Annotated in this window: 21 protein-coding genes and 1 riboswitch; of the genes, 4 read left to right on the top strand and 17 right to left on the bottom strand. The window is 38.3% G+C overall.

Going from position 1 to position 23,808, the window contains the following annotated elements:
• Positions 1-9 precede the first annotated feature (9 nt).
• The 10 genes from QFZ31_RS26420 to QFZ31_RS26375 all read right to left on the bottom strand — a co-directional run bounded on the left by QFZ31_RS26420 (position 10) and on the right by QFZ31_RS26375 (position 12,924).
• Entirely contained in the window at positions 10-1,194 is a 1,185-nt protein-coding gene (locus QFZ31_RS26420; RefSeq protein ID WP_307308852.1) for a CaiB/BaiF CoA transferase family protein, read from the bottom strand.
• 162 nt (positions 1,195-1,356) lie between these two features.
• Positions 1,357-2,778: an NAD-dependent succinate-semialdehyde dehydrogenase gene (locus QFZ31_RS26415; protein ID WP_307311803.1), complete on the bottom strand. Its 1,422-nt coding sequence runs from the start codon at positions 2,776-2,778 to the stop codon at positions 1,357-1,359.
• A gap of 43 nt (positions 2,779-2,821) precedes the next feature.
• Complete coding sequence (gene gabT / locus QFZ31_RS26410; RefSeq protein ID WP_307308849.1) at positions 2,822-4,189, bottom strand: 4-aminobutyrate--2-oxoglutarate transaminase; 1,368 nt, start codon at positions 4,187-4,189, stop codon at positions 2,822-2,824.
• Between the two features lie 15 nt (positions 4,190-4,204).
• Positions 4,205-5,578 (bottom strand): putrescine aminotransferase, encoded by a 1,374-nt coding sequence (locus QFZ31_RS26405; protein WP_307308846.1) that lies wholly within the window; start codon positions 5,576-5,578, stop codon positions 4,205-4,207.
• Positions 5,579-5,599: 21 nt separating this feature from the next.
• Positions 5,600-7,072, bottom strand: coding sequence for an aldehyde dehydrogenase family protein (locus tag QFZ31_RS26400; RefSeq protein WP_307311802.1), 1,473 nt, complete (start codon positions 7,070-7,072; stop codon positions 5,600-5,602).
• Between the two features lie 205 nt (positions 7,073-7,277).
• Positions 7,278-9,413 carry a sigma-54 interaction domain-containing protein gene (locus tag QFZ31_RS26395; RefSeq protein WP_307308843.1) on the bottom strand — a complete coding sequence of 712 codons (2,136 nt, stop codon included), beginning with the start codon at positions 9,411-9,413 and terminating at the stop codon, positions 7,278-7,280.
• A 94-nt stretch (positions 9,414-9,507) separates the two neighbouring features.
• Positions 9,508-9,756, bottom strand: coding sequence for a hypothetical protein (locus tag QFZ31_RS26390; RefSeq protein ID WP_179595414.1), 249 nt, complete (start codon positions 9,754-9,756; stop codon positions 9,508-9,510).
• A gap of 23 nt (positions 9,757-9,779) precedes the next feature.
• Complete coding sequence (locus QFZ31_RS26385) at positions 9,780-10,070, bottom strand: SAV0927 family protein (protein ID WP_307308838.1); 291 nt, start codon at positions 10,068-10,070, stop codon at positions 9,780-9,782.
• Positions 10,071-10,092: 22 nt separating this feature from the next.
• On the bottom strand, positions 10,093-11,388 hold the full coding sequence (locus tag QFZ31_RS26380; protein ID WP_307308835.1) for a Glu/Leu/Phe/Val family dehydrogenase: 1,296 nt from the start codon (positions 11,386-11,388) through the stop codon (positions 10,093-10,095).
• A gap of 189 nt (positions 11,389-11,577) precedes the next feature.
• Positions 11,578-12,924: an APC family permease gene (locus QFZ31_RS26375; RefSeq protein WP_307308832.1), complete on the bottom strand. Its 1,347-nt coding sequence runs from the start codon at positions 12,922-12,924 to the stop codon at positions 11,578-11,580.
• Positions 12,925-13,419: 495 nt separating this feature from the next.
• Between QFZ31_RS26375 and speB the strand changes: the two genes are divergently transcribed.
• A complete protein-coding gene (speB, locus tag QFZ31_RS26370; RefSeq protein ID WP_307308829.1) occupies positions 13,420-14,349 on the top strand; it encodes an agmatinase in 930 nt (309 codons plus the stop codon).
• Positions 14,350-14,451: 102 nt separating this feature from the next.
• On the opposite strand, the gene QFZ31_RS26365 is transcribed toward speB, so the two are convergent.
• Positions 14,452-15,309: an MBL fold metallo-hydrolase gene (locus QFZ31_RS26365; protein ID WP_307308826.1), complete on the bottom strand. Its 858-nt coding sequence runs from the start codon at positions 15,307-15,309 to the stop codon at positions 14,452-14,454.
• Positions 15,310-15,469: 160 nt separating this feature from the next.
• Complete coding sequence (locus tag QFZ31_RS26360; RefSeq protein ID WP_307308823.1) at positions 15,470-16,063, bottom strand: cell wall hydrolase; 594 nt, start codon at positions 16,061-16,063, stop codon at positions 15,470-15,472.
• A gap of 359 nt (positions 16,064-16,422) precedes the next feature.
• On the opposite strand from QFZ31_RS26360, the gene QFZ31_RS26355 reads away from it, so the two are divergent.
• Positions 16,423-16,869, top strand: coding sequence for a Dps family protein (locus QFZ31_RS26355; RefSeq protein WP_179595408.1), 447 nt, complete (start codon positions 16,423-16,425; stop codon positions 16,867-16,869).
• A 21-nt stretch (positions 16,870-16,890) separates the two neighbouring features.
• Here QFZ31_RS26355 and QFZ31_RS26350 read toward each other — a convergent pair whose 3' ends face one another.
• The 3 genes from QFZ31_RS26350 to QFZ31_RS26340 form a co-directional block, all read right to left on the bottom strand.
• On the bottom strand, positions 16,891-17,316 hold the full coding sequence (locus QFZ31_RS26350) for a disulfide oxidoreductase (RefSeq protein ID WP_307308819.1): 426 nt from the start codon (positions 17,314-17,316) through the stop codon (positions 16,891-16,893).
• Positions 17,309-18,031: a DsbA family protein gene (locus QFZ31_RS26345; protein ID WP_307308816.1), complete on the bottom strand. Its 723-nt coding sequence runs from the start codon at positions 18,029-18,031 to the stop codon at positions 17,309-17,311. The genes QFZ31_RS26350 and QFZ31_RS26345 overlap by 8 nt, the downstream gene beginning before the upstream one ends.
• A 242-nt stretch (positions 18,032-18,273) precedes the next feature.
• A complete protein-coding gene (locus QFZ31_RS26340; protein ID WP_307308813.1) occupies positions 18,274-18,402 on the bottom strand; it encodes an anti-repressor SinI family protein in 129 nt (42 codons plus the stop codon).
• A gap of 31 nt (positions 18,403-18,433) precedes the next feature.
• Positions 18,434-18,517, bottom strand: a riboswitch (cyclic di-GMP riboswitch).
• A 515-nt stretch (positions 18,518-19,032) separates the two neighbouring features.
• Between QFZ31_RS26340 and QFZ31_RS26335 the strand changes: the two genes are divergently transcribed.
• Together QFZ31_RS26335 and QFZ31_RS26330 are read left to right on the top strand one after the other, a co-directional pair.
• Complete coding sequence (locus tag QFZ31_RS26335) at positions 19,033-20,091, top strand: lactonase family protein (RefSeq protein ID WP_307308810.1); 1,059 nt, start codon at positions 19,033-19,035, stop codon at positions 20,089-20,091.
• Positions 20,092-20,117: 26 nt separating this feature from the next.
• Positions 20,118-20,822 (top strand): DUF421 domain-containing protein, encoded by a 705-nt coding sequence (locus QFZ31_RS26330; protein WP_307308808.1) that lies wholly within the window; start codon positions 20,118-20,120, stop codon positions 20,820-20,822.
• A 56-nt stretch (positions 20,823-20,878) separates the two neighbouring features.
• Here the strand turns inward: QFZ31_RS26330 and QFZ31_RS26325 are convergent, their stop codons facing one another.
• Entirely contained in the window at positions 20,879-21,961 is a 1,083-nt protein-coding gene (locus tag QFZ31_RS26325; protein WP_307308805.1) for a nucleotidyltransferase family protein, read from the bottom strand.
• A 16-nt stretch (positions 21,962-21,977) separates the two neighbouring features.
• Positions 21,978-23,789, bottom strand: a complete 1,812-nt coding sequence (locus tag QFZ31_RS26320) for an ABC transporter ATP-binding protein (protein ID WP_307308802.1) — start codon at positions 23,787-23,789, stop codon at positions 21,978-21,980.
• Positions 23,790-23,808: the final 19 nt, after the last annotated feature.

The raw sequence follows: 23,808 nt of genomic DNA, 5'->3' as shown, positions 1-23,808 counted from the left end.
ATTTTCCCCCTATATAATTTGGTTTAGTTTCATAGCTTGAATTTCAGATCTAGAATATCCCAGTTTTATTAAGACTTCGTCTGTGTGTTCGCCAAACAATGGCGGGTGACGATCGATATTTACCGCTGTTTTTGAAAACTTTAACGGCGAACCGACCAGCTTTAAATCAGGAATTTTCGGATGCTTTACATCTACAATCATATTTCTTGAAATCGCCTGCTCTGACTCTAATGCTTCTTTGACATTATGAATCGGGCCATTTGGGATACCTGCCACATCAAGAAGCTGTTTCCATTCTGCTCTTGATTTCGTTTTTATTTTCTTGGCAATACGGCTTACTAATTCGCCCTTATATTGCAGTCTGCCGGCGTTAGTTTCGTACCTTTGTGAGAGTAGTGATGGGTCTTCAAGTAGAACAGCCAGCTTTCGATATTGCTGGTCATTTCCAACCGCAATCACAAAATCACCATCGCTGGCTGTGAACACCTGATAGGGAACAATATTTGGATGGGCATTGCCAAGACGTTCTGGAATCTGACCGGAACATAAATAATTACTCGCAACATTCACCATTGCAGCCAGCTGGGAATCAAATAAGGAGATATCCACTTCCTGTCCCTCTCCTGTCATGTTTCGATGGTGAATCGCCCCTAAGATTCCGATACAGGTATACAACCCGGTTAGTACATCAGCAATTGCTACACCGACTTTGACAGGCTCGGCTTCCTTATTTCCAGTTATACTCATTAATCCTGACATTGCTTGAATAATATAATCATAGCCTGGCAGATGGGAGTATGGTCCATCAGAGCCAAAACCGCTGATCGATGCTAGGATAATTCCCTTATTACACTTTTTCATTTCATCATAATCGAAGCCTAAACGCTTGAGAGTTCCAGGCTTAAAATTCTGGACAACTACATCAGCACCCAAAACAAGTTTTTGTAAAATTTCTATACCTTGTTCCGACTTCAAGTTTAGAGTGATTCCTTGCTTATTTCGATTGGCACATAGATAGTAGGCACTTTCTCCTTCTACAAAAGGCGGTCCCCATCCCCTCGTTTCATCTCCTGTATCAATACTTTCAATCTTTATTACTTCCGCTCCCATATCTCCTAAGATCATCGTGCAATATGGTCCGGCTAAAACTCTGGATAAATCGATTACTTTCATTCCATTTAATGGTCCCGGCACTCCTGCCCACCTCATTTTTAATAGAAATTTGAAAAAAGCCAGTGAAATCTTTCAATGACAAATAAAGTCACTGAAGGTTTCACTGGCATTTATTCGTGAATCTTCCTCTGGCTGGAGGATGAAACGAATTTGGCAGTTTCCTTTTTAGTTACAAAATGAAGACTATATATCTAACCCTATTGAAATATATTTTACTTCTAAAAATTCCTCAATTCCGAAGTGACCGCCTTCACGGCCAAGACCGCTCTCTTTATAGCCGCCAAATGGAACTTGAACAGCTGATGGCAGGGCATCATTAAGACCAATGATTCCATATTCAAGCTGTTCTGTAATTCTGAATGAACGGCTTAGATTTTCTGTATAAACATAAGCAGCTAAGCCAAACCGGGAATTATTTGCCCGCTCAATCACTTCTTCCTCGGTTTTGAAGGTCGATATCGGTGCCAGCGGACCAAAAATTTCATCTTTCATACATTCCATATCGTCGTGAACAGCGGTTAAAATTGTCGGAGAATAGAAATAGCCATTAGCTTCAGCAGGTTTTACCCCGCTGTAAGTGACTTTTCCTCCCTTTTTAACTGCATCATTCACTAGAGCTTCTACTTTTTTATATGCTGCTTTATCAATTAATGGTCCTATGTCGGTCCCTTCTTCGAGTCCGTTGCCAACCTTCAACTTTTCTAATTCAGCTTGGAAAAGCTTGAGGAAATCATCAGCTATCCCTTCATGCACATATACACGATTCGTGCATATACAAGTCTGACCTGCATTACGGAATTTCGATTGTACCAATCCCTCTGCAGCCTTCTCTAGATTCGCATCATCCATGACAATAAACGGTGCGTTTCCTCCAAGCTCCAGCGATACCTTTTTAACATTATCAGCAGCACCGCGCATCAGCGTTTTCCCTACTTCAGTCGATCCTGTAAAGGTTATCTTGGTTACACGGTGATCCTTCAGCCACGTTTCGCCGATTTCTGCTGCCCTGCCCGTGATTACATTGATTACTCCATTAGGGATTCCTGCTTCATGAGCAAGCTCTACCATCTTTAACGCAGTAAGCGGGGTCTGATTGGCCGGTTTTACCACGCAGGTACACCCTGCTGCAAGGGCTGGTGCTACTTTTCTAGTAATCATCGCTGCAGGGAAGTTCCAAGGGGTAATCGCTGCAACCACCCCTACAGGTTCTTTTCTAACAAGAATTCGTTTATTTGAGTGGGAAGCTGGAATCGTTTCTCCATAGATTCGTTTCCCTTCCTCCGCATACCATGAGATAAAGCCGTTCGCGTATTGAACCTCACCCAATGCTTCTTTTAATGGTTTACCTTGCTCCATCGTCATAATCCTAGCAATTTCATGTTTGTTCTTTTCAATCAATTGATACCATTTCATCATGAGCTGATAGCGCTCGTCAGCTGTTTTTTTCGACCAAGTTTTAAAGGCTTTATGGGCTGCATCAACGGCCTGCTCCGCTTCAAAAGCACCACCAGTTGGGACCGCCCCTAAAACATCCTTGGTTGCTGGGTTAATAATCTCGGTAAACACCTCAAAATCATTCCCCACCCATTTTCCATCAAGATACATTGGATAGATTTGATATTTTTGCGTAACGATATCCATATTCTTTTTACCTCCCAACGGGAACAGCAGAGTTGTTCAAATATACAGCCTCAAAGCTTTCCTCAAGAATTTGTAATCCTTCCTCCAACTGCTCATCTGTGATGGTTAACGGCATAAGAAGGCGTATCACGTTTCCATATAACCCCGCGCTTAGCAGCATTAGTCCCCGCTCCCCTGCGGCTTTAACTATTTTTCCAACTGCCTCTTTATCAGGAGTTTTGCTGTGTCGGTCTTTAACGATTTCCATTGCACACATGGCCCCGAGACCACGGACATCTCCAATGCTATCGAAACGTTCAGCGAGCTCTTTCATTTTTTCCGTAGCTCTTGTACCTATTTTTTTTGCCCTTTCATTAAGGTTTTCACTCTCAATAATATCGAGGACGGTAAGTGCGGCCCTGCAGCCTAGTGGACTTCCGGAATAGGTTCCACCTATCTCGCCAACATCTGCTGCTTCCATAATTTCCGTTCGGCCAATGACCCCACTAATCGGCACTCCTGCCCCCATTGATTTTGAAATGGTAATTAAATCTGGCTCAACACCAAAATGTTCAATCGCAAAATATTTACCTGTTCGGGCGAATCCCGTTTGAATCTCATCTGCTACAAACAAAATTCCATACTGTGTACAAATTTCTCTAACTCTTTGAACAAACGATTTATCTGGAACGATAAAACCTCCCTCTCCTTGAACAGGTTCCATTACAACCGCAGCAATCGTTTCAGGAGCCACTTCCGCTAGTAAAAACGTTTCAAATTGATCAATAATCATTTCATTATATTGTTGTTCGCTTAATCCTTCAGGGCGGCGGTAAACATATGGATATGGCGCCTTGTAAACTTCTGGAGCAAACGGTCCAAAGCCAAACTTGTATGGCTTGACCTTGCTCGTCATCGTCATCGTCATTAACGTTCTGCCGTGGAATCCTCGTGTAAAGGAAATAATTCCTTGGCGTTTTGTATATTTTCTAGCGATTTTAACGGCATTTTCAACAGCCTCGGCACCGCTGTTAAAGAAAGCTGCCTGCTTATTAAAATCCCCCGGTGCAAGCTGACACAGCCTCTCGGCAAGATTTATATAGGACTCATACATCATGACATTAAACCCTGTATGGATAAATTGACTTGCCTGCTCCTGCAGGGCCCTGACCACTCTCGGGTGGGTGTGGCCAACGTTCAATGTTCCAATCGCTCCAGCAAAGTCTATCAAAATATTACCGTCCACATCCTCAACTAGAGAACCATGTGCCTTTTTCACAAAGGAATGACAATTATTGCTGATGCCCTTTGGGACATATTTCTTTCTCCGCTCCAACATTTCTTCTGATTTTGGTCCGGGTATCTGTGTTTGGATCTTAACAAATTTCTTTTCCAACTCCTTGCTCCCCCCTTATGCTTTTACCAGACTTAAAACTTCCTTAAAGGTACTGATTACCTTATCAACCTCTTCATAGCCAATCGTTAATGCCGGTTCAATTCGTATCGTCTTCGAGTTGATTAATGTTCCTGCCACAAGGATCCCACGGTCAAACATCCCTTTGGAAACCTCATAGCCGATTTCATCCTTATGGAATTCAATGCCGATCATCAATCCCTGGCCGCGAATTTCAAGGACCTTGTCTTCATGTCCTTTCGCTGCTTCTTTTAGCTCTTTGAGGAAATACTCGCCAACTACTAATGCCCTTTCTGGTAAATTTTCCTCGATTAAAACACCAATAGTGGCAATAGCAGCTGCACATGCTAGTGGATTGCCCCCAAATGTCGTTGTATGCATAAATGGGTTCGGGAACCAGCTTTTAAATACTTCTTCTCTAGCAACAATCGCCCCTGCTGGCATAACACCGCCGCCAAACGCTTTAGCTAGACAGATAATATCCGGGACCACATCATATAATTCAGCTGCAAACATTTTTCCAGTCCGTCCCATACCCGTTTGGACCTCATCAAAAATTAACAGAGAACCATATTGGTCACATAGCTCGCGAACCTGTTTTAAGTAATTCTCTGGAGGCAGGATAATTCCGCCTTCCCCCTGAATTGGCTCTAGGATCACCGCAGCAACATCTTCTCCGACTGACGCACATACTTCAAATGTTTTTCTGATCATGTCGATATCACCAAATGGTACATGGCGGAACCCAGGGATTAATGGCAGGAATGGTTTACGGAACATTCCTTTGGCCGTTCCAGATAAAGACCCAAGACTTTTGCCATGGAAAGCACGTGTTGTTGAAATAAAGGTCGTTCGATCACTATACATTTTCGCGAGCTTTAATGCTGCTTCAACACTTTCTGTTCCGCTATTGGTAAAAAACGCATATTTCAAATCACCAGGGGTAATATCCGCTAAAATTTTCGCCAGCATTGCACGCAATGGATCAAGCAGATCTTGGCTGTGGAGAGCTTGACGCTTCAGTTGATCTGTTACTGCCTTTACGACCTTGGGATTACGGTGGCCAACATTATAGATACCGAAGCCGCCGAGACAATCAATATATTCTTTGCCGTTTACATCCTTAAAGCAGGAACCATTGTCTGACCATTCTACTGCTGCAAATTGTCCATCCTTTGTTACCGATTTACGGTAGGTTAAAAATCCTGGGTTAACATGTTCGCGGAATCCATCGACCGTTTCCTTTGTAATCCAGGCCGCCTCTTCCTTATTAACTTCCTCCTTTTCTATTAAACTTAAAACCTTATTAATGTATTCGCTTACTTGTTGATTCTGCTCAGTCTTTGTCTCTCGTGTTAAATCGATACTCATATGATCGCTCCTCATTATTTATTAGTTGGAAAACCAGCCAATTGGCTCTACTTGTAAATTAATATTGATTTGTTTAATTTCTTGAAATTCCTCAAGCCCGAATGTTCCAAGGCTCCGTCCAATTCCACTTTGCTTATATCCGCCCCATGGTGCTTCATTATAGGTTGGGTGGTAGGAATTTACCCAAGTAATTCCGGCACGAAGCTTTTTAATTACTCTTAATGCTTTTGCCCCGTCATTTGAAAAAACAGCGCCTGCAAGTCCATAAATCGTATTATTTGCAAGCTTTACAGCTTCACTTTCATCCTGAAACTTCTGGATTACAACTACAGGTCCAAATATTTCTTCTTGAACGATTTTCATTTCTGGTTTTACATTTATAAACACAGTTGGTTCAACAAAAAAGCCCTTTTCTAAGCCTTTACTTACAATTCGCTTCCCGCCGCAAGCAATGGTTGCACCCTCCTCTAAACCAACCTCAATGTAATGTAAAATCTTTTCCAAATGTTGCTCGCTTACGAGCGGCCCCATCTCAGTTACTGGATCATCTCCTGCTCCAACCTTAATCTTCTTCGCTCTTTCAACAAAGCGTTCAACAAATTTATCATAAATACTTTCTTCTACTAGAATTCTCGACCCTGCTGAGCACACTTGACCTGAACCAGAAAATATTCCAAATAGTGCATAATCCACTGCCGTTTCAAAATCAGCATCCGCAAAAATAATATTGGGTGATTTGCCTCCTAATTCTAAGGATACCTTCTTCATTGTGTCCGCTGCTGTTTTCATGATATGTTTACCTGTTTTCGTACCACCGGTAAACGAAATCATATCTACTTCAGGGTGGGAAGCAATTTCATGACCAACAACAGGGCCGGCTCCCATTACCATATTGGCAACTCCTTTTGGCAGTCCCACTTCTTCAAATATTTCAAAAAGCTTCTTCGGTGTAACCGGTGTTACTTCTGACGGTTTAAAAACGATTGTATTTCCAGCGGCTAAAGCCGGCGCAATTTTCCAAACACTCATTAAAAGAGGGTAATTCCATGGAGTAATCAGGCCACAGACACCAACTGGTTCGCGGACAACCATTGCCTGCATCGGGTCGGCTACGTGATAGGTATAGCCGTCTGGCTTTGTAATCAGTCCTGCATAATAGCGGAAGCATGCTGCTGCATCACCGACATCAAATCCAGCTTCTCTTAATGTTTTTCCATTATCCATCGTTTCAAGCTGAGTTAACTCATCGGCATACTCATCAATTTTGTCAGCAATTTTAAATAAATAGGAGGCTCTCTCCTGGGCTGATATTCCTGACCATATACCTTCTTCGAAAGCCCTCCGAGCAGCAAAGATCGCTGCTCGTGCATCAACAGCTGTTCCTTCAGGGGAATATGAAATCACTTCTCCATTTGCTGGATTAATAACTGGACGTGTTTCCAGAGTTTCAGACTCTTTCCATTCACCATCAATAAACATCTTAAGGTTAGCAATGCGGTTTTTAATCTCGACCATTATCAAGTCCTCCTTTATTCTCTCTTACTATCTATAGTTGCAAGAACTGTGCCAAAAAAGAAAAGTGGCCATAATCGTGTGTTTACCCCAAAAAACATTTATAGTTATTCAAAATTGCATAACTGTATTTATTTTTGCATAGATAAAAAAGCTGCTTCAGAATGTATTCTGAAACAGCTTTAATTTATATGGAAGATAAGTTTTCAATTTTAATATTTTTCTCATTTAGTATTTTTTGATACTTCCTGCTAACTGAGGATTGGCTGATTCCTAATGCTTTTGCAGCCTTTGTGGTTGTCTTGTATTGGTTCATAGCCAGAACAATCAGCTGCTCCTCTACATGTTCAATCGCCTCTTGTAGAGGAATAACTCTAGTAATCATAGGCTTTATCTTTTTATTATCAAATCCCAGTGATAAAAACTGGCTGACAAACTCAGCATCAATGGCAGGATGATCAGCAGTAACCACTAATCTTTCAATAATATTTTGTAATTCACGAACATTACCTGGCCACGAATAAAATTCAAGCACATTAATTGCATCTGGTGTTAAATGATAATTTCGATCATACTTTTCATTCAGCTGCTGTAAAAAATGAAAGGCGAGTAACGAGATATCCTCAGTCCGTTCCCTGAGCGGCGGAATCTGAATCGGAATAACATTTAAACGGTAGAATAAGTCTTCTCGGAAAGTCCCAGTCTCCACCATTTTTTCAAGCCTTTTATTGGTGGCAGCAATAATCTGGACATTCACCTTAATAGGCACTGTACTGCCAATCGGAATAACCTCTTGCTCTTGAAGAACACGCAAAAGCTTTACTTGAAGATGCAGCGGCATTTCACCGATTTCATCTAGAAACAATATTCCGCCATCCGCTTGTTTAAAATAACCTTCTTTTCCGTTTTTATCGGCACCTGTAAACGACCCCTTAGCGTACCCATACAATTCACTTTCTAAGAGATTTTCAGGAATCGCCCCACAATTCAGTTTAAGAAATGGCTTTCCAGAGCGTTTCCCTAATTGGTGGATTGCTTGAGCAATTACTTCTTTACCCACACCCGATTCACCATTAAGGAGGACTGTCGAAGAAAAGTCTGCAATTTTCTTTACCTGATTCATAATCTTTTCCATTTTAGGACTGCAATAAATGAGCTTTTTTAAAAAGCGATCTTTACTTTTAAAATCATCTAATTCTTTTTTATATTGTTCCGTTATTTTCCGTATTTCTTGGAGTTCACTTTTTAATCGCGTAGTTTCCGTAATATCCCTTGAGGCAATGATAATCCGGTCCAGCTCATTTTTTTCATTAAAGACAGGATTACCAACGGCAAGAATTTTTCTGCCTGATTTTGTTTCCTGGACGACCGAAACTTTTTTTCTTTTTTCGATTACTAATCTTGTTACTGATGGTGTAAAAAGTCCCTGATCCTCAAGTTCGAGGATATTTTTTCCAATCAACTCTTTAAGATCTACCTTCCAGAAATCTTGAATAATGTTGTCACTGTATCTAATTAATTCCCCTATGGCATTTACCACAAGAATTTCATCATAAATACTCGACAATATCGCATTCAAATCTCTATTCAAATCTTTAATATATTCTATTTCGTTGGCCATATCCTCGACCATTGGCAGATCCTGAACAACTATGATCATCCCTTCAACTGCATGAGAATCGGATAAAATAGGACAATAATCGACGAGAACTCCCGTGTCATTCGTTATTTCTAGATGATTTAAAATCGTTTTTCCTGTAGCAAATACGTTGTTAATCTGTTGAGCGCTAAAAATAGTTCCCCCTGGATAATTAAGCACCTGTTCAATAGTAGATTTAATCATTGTTAACCCTGATTCGTTGCAATTAATGATTTGTTTCTCCTTATCTAATACAAAAATCCCCATAGGTATTGAGGTAAGAAGGATTTTCAATAAATCTACACTTTTATTTTCTTGTTTAAAAAGTTCAGCCAAAACATCTTCTCTTCGTATGTATCCTATTGGTTCACCATCGTCACCTATTATGATCGCGAAAGGTTCACCAATAATCTGGAACAAGGAGGGGAAAGAAATATTATTGCTTAGGAAACAAATACTTTTAATAGACTTGGCCTGATTTAACAAAGCCTCTATGGAATAATTTTTGCTTTCAAGCAGCTCGAGTAATGGATGATTGATTGTTGCATAGGCAAATAATTGACCTTGTTTTTTTAAGAATATAAAGGGTTCTTTGCATTGGCTTAAAGTCGATTTCAATACAACTTCATCACCTATAGTGATAGATATTATTGGCTTAATCTTATCTTTTGCGACGGAAAACATCTTATTATCCCCCTTTCCACTCTTATATTATCACTATTTCGAATTTTTTAAATAGAAAAAAAGAAGATGCAGTATCCATCTTCTTTCTTTGTATTTAATCACTGCCCGTTACAAATAAATCTTCTTTTATAAAGGCAAGGACCATGCCGGGAATAACTTGGTCCCCTTCCTGAACCTCCAGTGATTCTACCTCACCGCTTAAACCTGTTTGAATCATTTGAATATTGCCTTCAGCCGTTTTTATTTGAAATAATGGTTCCCATTCATATATCCGTGTTTCACTTTGTATTGAAACTTTTTCAACAACCCCATGACATGGACTAAGTACCACTCCAAAATACATCGTATCACTCCCCTTTTTTTTTGCTAGTATTGTTCCTGAAAGGGCCCTGATTGTAATACCAGGCCAAAAAAATCTTGAAATTCTGTAATATCCTCTTCTTCAATTCCTAGACGATCAGCCCAATAATGGGGATTATAGGTATCCTCCTGGCAAAGTAAAACCATATTCCCTGTTTGCATCGAAGTGACCATTGCCTTTCCATAAAAATGACTCGAATAACCAATGGCCAAATCGTAGCGGTGGTTTTTTGATATAAGACAAAAGTAATGTAGTAGCTGTTGATCTTTTTGTTCAGACAGAATATCAAGCTTCATTTCCTCTTCCCCCTTTACATTATTAATATTTTAACCAACCCCTTAACCTTGAGGTTTCTGCCAATTTTTTAACTCCCTCAATATAAGCAGCAATTTTCATATTCACTCCATACTTTATGGAGGTGTTATACACATTCTTATAGCTGTCTATTATTTTTTCCTTCAATCGAGTATCCACCATTTCCTCTGTCCAATAATAGCCTTGGTTGTTTTGGCACCACTCAAAATAGGAAACAATGACACCACCTGAATTTGCCAGAATATCAGGAACAACAAGAATTTCTCGCTCATCCAAAATTTTTAGAGCTTCTTTGGTTGTAGGTCCATTAGCTGCTTCAATCACAATATTACAATTAAGCCTGCTCGCATTTTGCTTGTTGATTACGCCTGAAATGGCTGCTGGAATCAGGACATCACATTCTTTTTCTAGCAGTTCTTGATTGGTGATACTGATAGCAGGGCGATTTGTTATGATACCGAAAGAGTCTCTATTTTCTAGGAGATAGGGGATATCCAAGCCATTTTCGTCATATAAACCACCAAGTGCGTCACCAATCCCAATTACCTTTGCCCCGAGGTCATATAAATAATGAGCCAAGTAACTGCCTACATTTCCAAAGCCTTGAATAATGACTCGCATATCCGTTAACGGAATGCTCTTCAATTCGCATACCATTTGAAGGGTATATAGTACACCTTTCGAAGTAGCTGTTTCCCTACCTTTGGATCCTCCTAAAGCGATCGGTTTCCCGGTAATAAAGCCCGGCGAATCGAATTCACGGATATGGTCATACTCATCGAGCATCCATGCCATGATTTGCGAATTGGTATACATATCAGGTGCCGGAATATCTTTCGTCGGTCCGACTATTTGGCTGACTGCTCTTACATACCCCCGGCTTAAGCGTTCTAGCTCATCTAAACTCATTTCCCGCGGGTCACAGACAATTCCTCCTTTTGCCCCTCCATATGGAAGGTCCGTAATGCCGCATTTTAAACTCATCCAGCCTGCAAGTGCTTTTACTTCTTCTGGCGTAACATCTGGATGGAAGCGAATACCTCCCTTAGTCGGTCCTGCAGCATCATTATGCTGTGCCCGGTAGCCTTGAAAAATCTCTGTTTGCCCATTATCCATGCGAATAGGAATACTCACTTCCAAAAATCTCATTGGCTTCTTTAAAAATTCGAAGACTTGAGGAGGATAGTTTAGTATGTCAACTGCTTCCTTAAGAATTTCCTGAAACTCAGTAAGTGAATTATCTTTTTCCTTTACACCCTCGTTCTCATTCTTTTTCAAATCTAATGATTCGATAGTCATCATAACACCCCATTTTTTATTGTTATTAATCTAATTAGCAAGTTCCGTGCCAAATGATTTATTAACGTTTTTCCTAGTGTAAAAGAATGGATATTATGAAAAAATGACTGTATTATTCAAATTTGCATAAATGATAAACATAAAAAAATACGCATTCCTGATGGTGGAATGCGTATTTTTTTCATCTAATCATACTTCAGCTTCTTCTGCCTTATATTGAGGAGGTGCAACCTTGAAGGCTTTTGTTAAAAATACTAAATAGGCAAGTCCGATTAGGAACCAGCTTCCTCCCATAACTAAAGAGCTAAGCTCAAGATTGATCCAAAGAACTCCAACTAATCCGGCTCCAATTAACGGCATGATAATGTAATCAAAAAATCCCTTTGGAGTACGGTGCATTTTTTCACGGACAGCAAAATGACTAATCACTGAAAGATTAACAAATGTAAAGGCCATCAATGCTCCGAAATTAATGAGTGAAGTGGCTGTCACTAAATCAAAGAACCAGGCAGATAACGAAATGACCCCTACAATTAACACATTTATCGCAGGTGTTCTCCATTTTGGATGTACGTATCCAAACCATTTTTCGGGGAATACTTTATCGCGCCCCATAACATACAAGAGACGGGAAACACTTGCGTGGGAGGCAAGTCCCGATGCAAGGGTATTCACAAAGGTTGTACATAAGAAGATCGACTGAAACAGCTTCCCGCCAACATAAAGGGCAATTTCAGGTAATGCTGCCTCTGATTCAATAAACCTCGAATTATCTGGAAAAAATGATTGGATAAAAAATGAGGTGGTGATAAAGATTACCCCTCCCCATACAGCTGTAAGAAGAATTGCTTTTGGAATTGTTTTTTCTGGATTTGGCGTTTCTTCCGATAATGTTGTAACAGCATCAAAGCCAAGAAATGAAAAGCAGAGTATTGTTGCTCCTGTTATCAGGATTGGAATGTTCATACCCTCAACATAAAACGGCTGCATGCTAAAAACCGTTCCCGTTCCTTCTCCTGCATTAAGCCCTTTAATAACTAGGATGATGAAGACAACCATGATTAGTATTTGTACAAGAACAAAAAGTGTATTGAAATTTGCCAGAGCATTGACACTTCGTAAATTAAGGAGGGTAACAATTCCAACAAATAATAATACCCAAATAAAATCTGGAACGGACGGAAACAAAGCATTTAAGTAAAGTTTGGTTAACAACGCATTTACCATTGGCAAAAATAAATAATCAAGTAAAGAAGACCATCCAACAAGAAAACCGAGATGCCGGTTCATTGCTTTTTGGGTATAGGTATAGGCTGACCCCGCCTGTGGGAAAACCCGTACTAGCTTCCCGTAACTAACCGCAGTAAAAAGCATGCCGATCAAGGCAATGACATAAGCAGCAGGTACATGCCCATTTGTTTCACCAGAAACAATTCCAAATGTATCAAATACTACCATAGGTGTCATATATGCTAAACCCATAATGACAACCTGCCATAGCTTTAACGATCTTTTCAACTTTACGCCATTTTCCACATATCATTCCTCCTCTTAAATTAAAGCGTTTTCATTCTGATGTTACCCATTTGTCTACAATAAATTTTTTATTCCCCCTCCACTTATTTCTAATTTCACTATGTATTTATGCAATTTATATGCCAAATTTTAATTTCATGAAAATACCGTTGTGTTTATCCGTTTTAAAAAAAATAATGGGTTATAACGAACAAATAATAGAAGGTTTTGAATTTTGGGAATTATTCAACCATGCATACATTATTCCATATTAAATAACGACTTGTCACTATGGAATGTACATATATAATCGTTTCCGTCAACTAAGAAAAAGTAACTTCATCGGCATGAAACAGGGCTATTCGTTACCGTTTTCTATAAAACTGTCGCTGCACCGGCACGAATAACTACTATTCGTTACCGTTCTCTTAAGAAGTATCGCTGCACGGGCACGATTTGTTTATGGCACAAAAATTGCATTATTAAAAAGTAAAATAGGAAATGAGGGAAAAAGAGATGCAATATCCATTAACACCTGATGTTAAACCAGAGTTTTGTACAACAGGGACCTTTATGAGGTTACCATCAAACAGAGAAAATGCTAAATTAGCGATTGTTGGACTGCCATTTGATACAGCGGCTTCATTTCGAGTAGGGGCTCGCTTTGCACCTCAAGCAATACGTCAAGCTTCCATGACGTTATTCCCTTACCATCCTATTCATAAGGTGTACCCATTTGATGCATGCAACGCCATTGATATTGGCGACGTATCAGTTATTCCTCATAATATCCATCGAAGTTATGAGGTAATGGAAAAAGCAGTAATGGAGTTAATGGAGAAAGGGATTATCCCAATTGGACTAGGTGGAGACCACTCCGTTACATTAGCAAATCTTAGAGCAGCAGCCAAAATCCACGGCCCTGTAGCATTAATTCATTTCGATTCCCATACTGATACATGGGATACTTATTATGAAGAAAAATATTGGCATGGCTCACCATTCATTCGTGCATATGAAGAAAATTTATTGATTCCTGATAAGGTTTTTCAGGTTGGTATTCGCGGAACCCTTAATCATCCTGGAGATATCGATTCAAGTAGTGATTTAGGATATCATGTGATTACAACTCCTGAATTAAAAGAACGTGGCTTTGAAAATGTTGTGAGGGAAATGAAAGAAAAGATTGGGGATACACCATGTTTTCTCAGTTTTGATATCGATTTTGTTGACCCATCCTGCGCACCCGGAACAGGGACGCTTGAGGTTGGCGGGCTAAATAGCTTTGAAACCTTACAAATCATTCGGTCCCTAACACAATTTAATTTTATTGGCTTTGATCTTGTTGAGGTTTTACCTCCATACGACCCAACCCAGATTACCTCCTTACTAGCGGCAACTATCATCCATGATTTTGCCAGCCTCGTTGCATTAAAAATTAAATAAACCTAAAAAAGCAGTGAACTCTTTATTTACGAGTCCACTGCTTTTTTGATAAAAACCATAGATAACGGCCATTCATTTATTTAGTTACAAAATAGTCCCTTGCTAATGTTTATTTTTACTTACGTACTTACCGTAGTCTGGAATGGCTATTTGTTCAAACTCATTCACTAACTTTTTAAGGCCATTTGCCAGTATTTCACCAGACAAAGGGATTCCATGACCTGTTACAGCAACAGTTGGCTTTAAGGCCTCTAATGTTTTAACGGATTCCCAAGCAGCTTGCCAATCTGTTGTAAGGTATCTAGGCGGTCCATTTACTTCCATTTCTTGTGTAAGTACCTTATAAAGCGAATCCTGTTTAACTGTAATAAAAGCATCTCCCGCTATTAGAAAACGATCTTCTTCTCTAAATAGTGCCACATGTCCAGGAGAATGCCCAGGTGTATGTATCCAGCGAAAACCTGATAAATGCGGAACACTTCCATCAGAAGGTAGCGTTCGTATATGACTTCCTAAATTAATTGGTTCATTTGGGAACATCGGGGACATTTTAGCAACCAAACCACCTTCTACAGTAGGGTCTGGCTCTGGGTAACTCATTTTTCCAGTCAGGAAAGGTAACTCTAACTCATGTGCATATACAGGAACATCCCAATGTTTGACTAATTCAATAATCGCTCCCACGTGGTCAAAATGACCATGTGTTAATATGATCGCTTGGGGACGATTATTAGCACCGAAACGTTCTTCCGTAACAGATATTATTTCATTAGCTGATTCAGGCATCCCTGCGTCAACTAAAACAAAATTTTTCGTTGCTGCATTTCCAACTACACAAATATTTACAATTTGAATGGTATGGCTGTATATATCAGGCAGGACCTCTATGCCAATACCGCTTCCTATTGAAGTTGCCGGTATAAATTTGTAATCACTGCCATAAGACAATTCTTGATCCATTCTTAAACCTCCTTCATCATTTTTGTTATTTGGCTGACAAAGCTATTTTGCTCTGATAGCCACTATCCTATGATGAAGGTTCATTTTAAAAAAGAATCAATTGGTCAGATACCCTTTAAATAAAAAAAAACGCCTGGATATATATCCAAGCGTCCCAAAATTACCGAGCGAAACGATGATTTCCGATTGTTACGGTTACTTCACGTGAAAAGATCCAATCGCTTACTGCTGTTTTTGGATTGTAGAAGAATAAAGAGCCATTCCCTTTACCCATCAAAGCAATTGCTTCATTAACAGCTCTTCTTGACTCTGCGTCAGCTGGCTTATTGATTTCGCCATTTGCAACAGGTGTAAATGCATAGTGTCCATTTGCAATTTGATAAATGACTCCACGAACTGTGTTAGGGAAGTCAGGACTTTTCACTCGATTAAGAATAACAGTTGCAACAGCTACCTTTCCGGCATATGGCTCGCCAACTGCTTCTGCTCGAACTAATTTTGCCATTAATTCTTCATCTGCCGCTGAAATCGGAGAGTTTGGCAGAGTCATATATTGTCCTGCAATAAGTGGTTTACTATTGTTTGCGCTCATTAAGCTATTAACAGGAATACCAAATCCTTTTGCTATTTTCCAGTATGTCTCACCATATTGAATTTTGTGAGTTGTAGCCGCCTCCGACTTAGTAACACCTGTAAATGCTGACATTGAAAAAATTAATCCCGCTGCAATAACAAGTTTTTTTAGTTTATTCATGTTTTATAGCCTCCTAGTATTCTCGTTGTTTTCTCTACTAATAAGGCTATCAGTTGTAACATAGTTATTCATTAACCAAAAAAAACCAGTATAAAAATAGGATAAGTAGCTCCTGCTATGAAAGCATTTATCTATTAAATGGAATAATCAACCAACTCGCAATCATTCCCACATAAATTCCACTAATGGAATCTTAAGGAAATATTATTACAAACTATTTCAGGCCTATTTCATGAAATATCATTGTAACAAGGAAAGTCTTCACTAAATTGACAAAATATCCCTCAATTTTACACAGGTTTCTCCCTCAATCTTTGGTAATAATATAATAGAAGACAAAACGTTGGAGGGTTTTATAAATGGAAAGTCAGTTAGTGAATATACTTAACAAACAAATTGCAAACTGGTCTGTGTTGTATATCAAGTTACATAATTACCATTGGTATGTGAAGGGTGGTCAGTTTTTCACCCTGCACGCTAAATTTGAAGAATTCTATAACGAAGCAGGATTGCATGTCGATGAATTAGCAGAACGATTACTTGCAATCGGTGGAAATCCAGTTGCGACGATGAGAGAATGTCTTGAACTTTCATCGATTCAAGAAGCACAAGGCAGCGAGACTGCTGAAGAAATGGTTCAAACCATAATCAATGATTTTTCGATTATTATAGGGGAATTAAAAGAAGGTATGAGCATTGCTGAAGAAAAAGACGATGAAACAACAGGTGATATGCTCCTTGCTATTCATTCTGGTTTAGAAAAACATGTATGGATGCTAACAGCCTTCCTTGGCAAATCGATCTAAATTACCGGCAATAAAAAAGACTCAAGCATATGCTTGAGCCTTATTTTTTTGGTTTCGTGCAATGATAACTAAGCAAATGGTAATAATCGTGAACGCGGTAAACGCCAGGATTGGAATAGTGATAAAACCAAGCCAGTTAATATAATCTTTTGAGCAAGGCACACCACTTTTACACATTTCAAATTGCTGCAAATAAGGAATTTTTTGAAGAGCCGTATGGTAGCCTGAAATGATCATTCCAATAATCGACAACGGTAAGGTGTATTTCACAATTTCATTATCATTTCGGTAAAATGCAATTCCTAGAATGATTGCTAATGGATACATAAAAATACGCTGATACCAGCACAATGTACATGGAATGAAGTGGAGAACTTCACTGAAATACAAACTCCCTATGGTTGCAACTAGTGCTGCAACCCATGCAAGCAGTAAAGGTTTATTCATTCCCTTTCTCCTTTGCCGATTCCTCCACTAATTCATTTAAATCATCCATTGTCTGTCCATCAAATCGCTTACCATTAACAAATATGGTTGGTGTTCCACTAACTCCTAATTTCCCTCCAAGATCCTCATCACTTTCCCAAGCATCTTCTGGAGCTTTTGTGTCAAAATAAGCAACTACTTTCTTTACCTCATCCTCACTAGCTATTTCACCTAATGTTTCGGTTAAAAATTCTTCGGTAAAAACATCAATCTTTTCGTATCGTGTATCTTCCGGCTGCTTATCGAATATAAGCTCATGAAACTCCCAAAATTTTTCATTACCCAACTCATGAAAAACCGCCTCAGAAAATTTAGCTGTCCTCTTTGAATCAACATTAATAAAAGGATAATGGAAATAATAAAATTTAGCTTTGCCTGTATCAACAAATTCTTTTACAACTTGCGGTACAACATTTTCCGCAAAGTTTTTACAATTCGGGCACTTATAATCGCCAAATTCTACAATTGAAACAGGTGCCGATTCTTCGCCTAAAAAAGGCTGATTGGAATAATCAATCTCTTCTTTTGCGCTATCATCAGATTTCTGGTTGTTGGCGAGAAAAATGAATCCAATAATAGCGATTGCAATCAATCCAATAATCCAAAAAACAAACTTAGATGATGACGAAGGCGGTTTTGTCGTGCCTTTTTTCGTACTTTTTTTTCCTTGAGCCATAATCAAACTCCTTATTTATGTGATAGTTTTAACTTACAAACAGTAATATTAGATTAAATTTTACTAAACTTATCCTGTAATGAAAATAAAAATGCCTATTAATCAGAACGCATATTATTAGATTTTCCCTATTAACTAAAAAAGGCCCACGTTAATGGACATTTTTTGTTAAAACATTTTTATTCTTTTGTAAGCGCAGATCCTAGCATTGCTGCGCAGGTAAATATCAAAGGAGGACAAGTTTATGTAATAGAAGGATCTTTTAGGAAGTCCTTAATTTCATCCACTGTAATTCCTAAATTTCGAGCTTCTAAGATGAGTTCTAGCCATTCCTTATCTACTTCATTTTCATCTAATAGAGTGGTTAACATAGTACTGGGTGTCCTCCTAAAATATTTGTTTTTAGGCAGCTCAGCCGTCATAGTTTAGCACTTTAGACCTGTAGCTTTGCGTCCCAATCTTTCGAAAGGTTTGCCTTTATCTAATTAAAGTTTTAAAGTTCATAAGGAAATAGTACCACATTTATTCTTTATATCGAACATAAACAATTCTAAAAATATCGACAAAATTTTACATTTATTCCAAACATCTGTTACAAATATATTCAAAAGAAACATAATAAAGTAAATTAGGGTATTAAAAACAATCAAAATGTTTAATTGTACAAAAATACAGTTATCTTTACCTGTGAGTAAGTTCCTAATTATAAAAAAATATTAAATTCAACCAAGTTCTTTATAAAGTATATTTTCCGATTTAATAGGAAACAGTTTACAGGTAATAGATAGTAGGGAGAAGGTCGGAGGTAGAAAGTTAAGATGATCAAAAGTCAAAAATACATAGACTAGTGATACTTATTACTTGTATATTTTTGTCTTTTAATGTATTCATAAAACATACACTCACAAGAGCATGTTTTATTTGCCAAGTACAGTGGTTAATAATTCTTAGGGTAGTTCGATAAAATAAAATGATGATATTTCATTAAAGGAGTTTAAATGATGACCGAAAATAAACATTACACAGGCTATATTGGAACATACACCAAAGGTGAAAGCGAAGGAATCTATTCTTTCACACTAGACACGGATAACAGGACTATAGTAGACGTTAAAGTTGCAGCTAAGTTAGAAAACCCTACATATCTAACGATTAGCTCAAATAATCGTTACCTTTATTCCGTTGTAAAAGAAGGCAACACTGGAGGATTAGCAGCTTTTTCTATTAACGATAAGGGTGAGTTAACAGCTATAAACAGCCAATTCTCAGAAGGTTCATCACCTTGTCATGTTAGTGTGGACACTAACAACAAATATGTTTTTAGCGCTAATTATCATAAAGGAACAGTAGAATCCGCTTTGTTAAATCAAGAAGACGGCTCCGTACAGCCTGCTGTGTCTATTTTTAAACATGAGGGATCAGGTCCTGACCCAAGACAGGAAAAAGCGCATACCCATTATGCAGGAGTAACACCTGATGAAAAATATTTAGCCGTTGTTGAACTAGGAACTGATGCCCTAATTACCTATAAAGTTAATGACAATGGCACACTTGAAAAAGTAAATCTTCTGCCAATAAAGGCTGGCAGCGGTCCTAGACACCTTGCATTCCATCCTAATGGAAAATATGCTTATATCATGACCGAGTTTAGCTCAGAGGTAATCGCCTTAAACTATCACCCAGAAAACGGTCATTTTACGGAAATACAATATATTTCAACTCTGCCGGAAGGTTTTACAGAAAATAACCAAGGAAGTGCCATACACATTTCTGCGGACGGTCGTTTTGTTTATGCTGGTAACCGTGGTCATAACAGTATTGCCCTGTTCCAAATCAATCAAGAGTCCGGTGAACTAAGCTTTGTAGAACACACCTCAACAGAAGGAGATTGGCCAAGGGATTTTGAGATTGACCCTTCTGAAAAATTCATTGTTGCTTCTAATCAAGAATCAAGCAATATCGTTTTATATTCAAGAGATGAAGACACCGGTAAATTGACTCTCTTACAAGCTGATATTACGGTTCCACACCCTGTTTGTGTTAAGTTTTTAAGTAATTAGAACTTACTATCTAAGGATGAATTACGATGGATTTCTTTCATAGCCAGGAAACATTGTCTACAATACAGTGGATTCTAAGAGCTGTAGTTGGCTTTTTATTTTTGCTGATTGTGGCCAAATTTATGGGACAGCGTGCAATTTCACAACTTCGATTGATTGATTTCGTCATGGCATTGGTTCTAGGAAATATTATCGCCCATCCGTTATCAGATGAAAAACTTGGAATGAAGGGTTCGATGATTACTACCATTGTATTGGTTGTTTTATACACAGGAGGTTTATGGATTACTTTAAAGTTTACCTTTATTGAGAAGCTCCTAGACCCACCTCCATTTCCTCTTATAAAAAATGGTGAGATCATGTATAAAGGATTAAAAAAGGCAAAAATTACGATTCACCATTTATTAGCTGAATTAAGAGTAGAAAAAATTGAAGATATTAGTAAAGTAGCGTTAGCATTATGGGAATCAAACGGAAAAATCTCTATTTTCTTAGATCCAAAGTACGAGCCAATCACACCTGAAATCTACAACCTAAAAGTTGAACCATTTGACCTACCGAGAACGATTATAAAAGAAGGCAGGATTAATGTTCAGGAATTGAATCAGATCGGTAAGAATGAGGATTGGCTTATTAATAACATAAAAAATCAACATCATACGGATGTCACCAACATCTTACTTGCTACGATTGATCGTAATATGAATCTAAAGGTTTTTTTATATAAATAAATTAGCCCGCGTTAGGAATGATTCCTTACGCGGGCTAATTATTTAATACAAACATTCTAAAAAAACACCTTTACTAGTCCTAAAATCCTTTTCTTGTATAATGATATGTACAGTTTAGCGGTTGAGGTTTCTTGTTGAAGCTCCCCTAGTTCACATGAGAGTTCGAATTTAGAAGGCCATATCCAATGGCGGATTTCAATCATACTGTGCTTGAGGGTATCATAGCTCAAAAATTGGTAGTCAAAGAAATCCATATATTGTTTAAAACCCTTAACGTTACGGTGGCTCCATAACGTTTTTCTTAGAAAAGGAAGCTTTACTACTTTATTTAAATGTGGAAACTGTTCATATACAACGGACAAAGTCCGGGTCAGCCTCTTTAACGTTTGGTGAGATTCAGCCATTTTAAAAAGTTCCTCATAATCTAATTCATCCCTATTATGGTGAACCATTTGGATAATATCAATGAAATATTTCAAGGAGTCTAAATTATGTCTCCAGCCATGTAGGCAAATCATATAGAAGCAATGCATATGGGAAAGTTCTCGGACATGTGAATATTCTCCAATAGCTTTCGACTCGTTCCATATTTCATTTATATCAAATTTTGATGTTTCTTCTTTTACAATTCCCCAATGCAATTCCACTACTAATGGAACAGGAGAATGGGGGAGCCTTTTACTAAAACTGCAATGGAAATGTCCAGGAATAGGCTCCTCTTCAACCACGAAGCCTAATGCTATTACTGACTCAATGGCATGATTTACGTCGTGTAACCGGACTAATAAGTCAATGTCAGAGGTTGCTCTTGCACCAATATGTCCAAAGTACTTCTCTGCAAAATAAACCCCTTTAAGCGGAATTACATTAATACCTTGTTCTTCAAACCTTTTTAATAGTAAATCTGTCTGATTTTTAATAAATAGGTTTTGAAAAAGTCCTTTATCATATTTTTCCTTTAAATAGGCTTGAAAGAAGTTCGGGGTTTGTGTGAGCATTCCATTCTGCTTTAATAAAAAGTAAACCTGTGATTGAATTCCATCGTGCTCAATATCCCTCAGGACTTTATGATAGTAGTGATCATCGAGTTGCATTTTTGCTTGAGACTTATATAAGGTTGAAACAAAATCAAAACTCACAGCACCCACCTCCCCTTTAAGATTTCGAGACCAAAGCTAATGGGCTTCCTTTTTTTGAGTTAAATGATGCTTTATTGAGTTTGCGGTATAATCCATTTTGACTCATTAACTCGCTATGCGTTCCGCTTTGAATGATTTTTCCATTATTCATAACTAAAATAAGATCCGCATTTTGAATGGTAGACAACCGATGAGCAATAACAATCGTTGTTCTGCCTTTCATCAATTCCTCGAGTGCTTCCTTTACATGGAACTCCATCTCTCCATCCAAGGCTGATGTAGCCTCGTCTAGCAAAAGAATGGGCGCATCTTTAATAATAGCCCGTGCGATTGCAATTCTTTGTTTTTGACCACCAGATAATTTGATTCCATTTTCACCAATTTGAGTGTCATACCCTTTTGGAAGTGAAAGGATAAAATCATGTATCTCAGCACTAATTGCAGCTTCAACCATTTCTTTCTCCGTTACATTCGGTCTTGCAATCAAAAGGTTTTCTCGAAATGTTCCAGCAAATAAAAATGTTTCTTGAGGAACATGTGCAATTGAACTCCTCAACTTCGAAGCCGATATTTTATTTAGAGATTTACCTGAAATTTTTATTTCACCCGATTGAGGCTTATAGAATCCTTGTAAGAGGTTAAATAAAGTACTCTTCCCTGCGCCACTCGGCCCCACTAAAGCAATCACTTTTCCAGCAGGGATTCTTAAATGAAATTGGTCTAATACCTGATTATTTTCTACATAACTAAAGGTAACGTTATCAAACTGAATAGACTCAACCTGTTCCACTGTAGGCTCAAAAGAAGGTAATTCTTTTAAATCAGCCGGTTTTTCGAGAACATCTAGTATTCTTTCAAGTGCGGCAACAGATCGTTGGAAACCGGCCCAAAGACTTGCAAGTCCAGTTAATGGATAATATAAATGATTGACTAAGTTCAGAAATGTTAACAAAGCTCCCACCGTTAGTACACCTTTGGAAACGAATAAGGCGCCTACGGTCAGATTTACTAGAAAGGTGACCGATCCAATAATCTGCCCACCTGTGTAATACCATGATTGAAGCTTTGTATTATCTAATTCTAATTTTAACAATTCTAGATTCTTTTTTTCGTATTTTTTATAATGAAGCTTTTCAAGTGTAAAGGATCGAATCACGGAGAAGCCGTGAAAGGTCTCATTTAATAGACTATTGATGTCCCCTACTAACCTGTGAATCAATCTGCCATTTTTCCGAAGCAATAAACCAAACACGAGCCCCGCTAGTGCGGCAATAGGTGCAATAATCAGACTTACCAAACAGAGTGTTAAATTTATGTTTGCCAAATAAATAAATACAACAATATATATGATTGGTAATCTAATGAGACTTAGAAGACTACTTCCAATTACACCATCAACACCATGAATATCGTTAGAAAAATGGGACATTAATTCACCAGTGCGCAGATTTGAAGCGTCCCCTGCTGGCAAACGTAGAATATGGTGAAACAAATGGTTTTTCAGGTCCATTTTCACCCCATTGGTTGCAATTGTATCAAAATATGAATAAGTTACATCTGAAAAGATATTTAATAGAATAAGAAATACGCCAAATGGAATTAAGGACAGTATTTGTTGAAATCCTCCATGGATAGCTGAGTCCGTAACTTCACCATAGAATTTCGCAAAGGAGATTGTTAAATAGATATTCAATATTAATAAAATACTCAAGACCAAATAGGATTTCCACTGTTTCAGTAAGAAAGGCCTCAACAAAGAAAACGTCCGGCGAATATCCTTTATGGTAAAATACCGTTTTATTAATGCTGCCATTTGTTCTTTCATCATAAGGACACTCCATAAATGA

It is taken from the genome of Neobacillus niacini, assembly GCF_030817595.1.
GTDB lineage: Bacteria > Bacillota > Bacilli > Bacillales > Cytobacillaceae > Neobacillus > Neobacillus niacini_G.
The sequence above is the reverse complement of the archived record's forward strand: the minus strand, read 5'-3'. Positions and strand labels throughout refer to the sequence as shown.

Bases quoted from the DNA above. Each gene is read 5' to 3' on its own strand.
- QFZ31_RS26390 (WP_179595414.1), bottom strand. From the start codon at position 9,756: ATGTATTTTGGAGTGGTACTTAGTCCATGTCATGGGGTTGTTGAAAAA.
- QFZ31_RS26335 (WP_307308810.1), top strand. From the start codon at position 19,033: ATGACCGAAAATAAACATTACACAGGCTATATTGGAACATACACCAAA.
- QFZ31_RS26405 (WP_307308846.1), bottom strand. From the start codon at position 5,578: ATGAGTATCGATTTAACACGAGAGACAAAGACTGAGCAGAATCAACAA.
- QFZ31_RS26330 (WP_307308808.1), top strand. From the start codon at position 20,118: ATGGATTTCTTTCATAGCCAGGAAACATTGTCTACAATACAGTGGATT.
- QFZ31_RS26385 (WP_307308838.1), bottom strand. From the start codon at position 10,070: ATGAAGCTTGATATTCTGTCTGAACAAAAAGATCAACAGCTACTACAT.
- QFZ31_RS26365 (WP_307308826.1), bottom strand. From the start codon at position 15,309: ATGGATCAAGAATTGTCTTATGGCAGTGATTACAAATTTATACCGGCA.
- QFZ31_RS26380 (WP_307308835.1), bottom strand. From the start codon at position 11,388: ATGACTATCGAATCATTAGATTTGAAAAAGAATGAGAACGAGGGTGTA.
- QFZ31_RS26340 (WP_307308813.1), bottom strand. From the start codon at position 18,402: ATGTTAACCACTCTATTAGATGAAAATGAAGTAGATAAGGAATGGCTA.
- speB (WP_307308829.1), top strand. From the start codon at position 13,420: ATGCAATATCCATTAACACCTGATGTTAAACCAGAGTTTTGTACAACA.
- QFZ31_RS26320 (WP_307308802.1), bottom strand. From the start codon at position 23,789: ATGATGAAAGAACAAATGGCAGCATTAATAAAACGGTATTTTACCATA.
- QFZ31_RS26395 (WP_307308843.1), bottom strand. From the start codon at position 9,413: ATGTTTTCCGTCGCAAAAGATAAGATTAAGCCAATAATATCTATCACT.
- QFZ31_RS26360 (WP_307308823.1), bottom strand. From the start codon at position 16,063: ATGAATAAACTAAAAAAACTTGTTATTGCAGCGGGATTAATTTTTTCA.
- QFZ31_RS26415 (WP_307311803.1), bottom strand. From the start codon at position 2,778: ATGTATCTTGATGGAAAATGGGTGGGGAATGATTTTGAGGTGTTTACC.
- QFZ31_RS26350 (WP_307308819.1), bottom strand. From the start codon at position 17,316: ATGAATAAACCTTTACTGCTTGCATGGGTTGCAGCACTAGTTGCAACC.
- QFZ31_RS26345 (WP_307308816.1), bottom strand. From the start codon at position 18,031: ATGGCTCAAGGAAAAAAAAGTACGAAAAAAGGCACGACAAAACCGCCT.
- QFZ31_RS26355 (WP_179595408.1), top strand. From the start codon at position 16,423: ATGGAAAGTCAGTTAGTGAATATACTTAACAAACAAATTGCAAACTGG.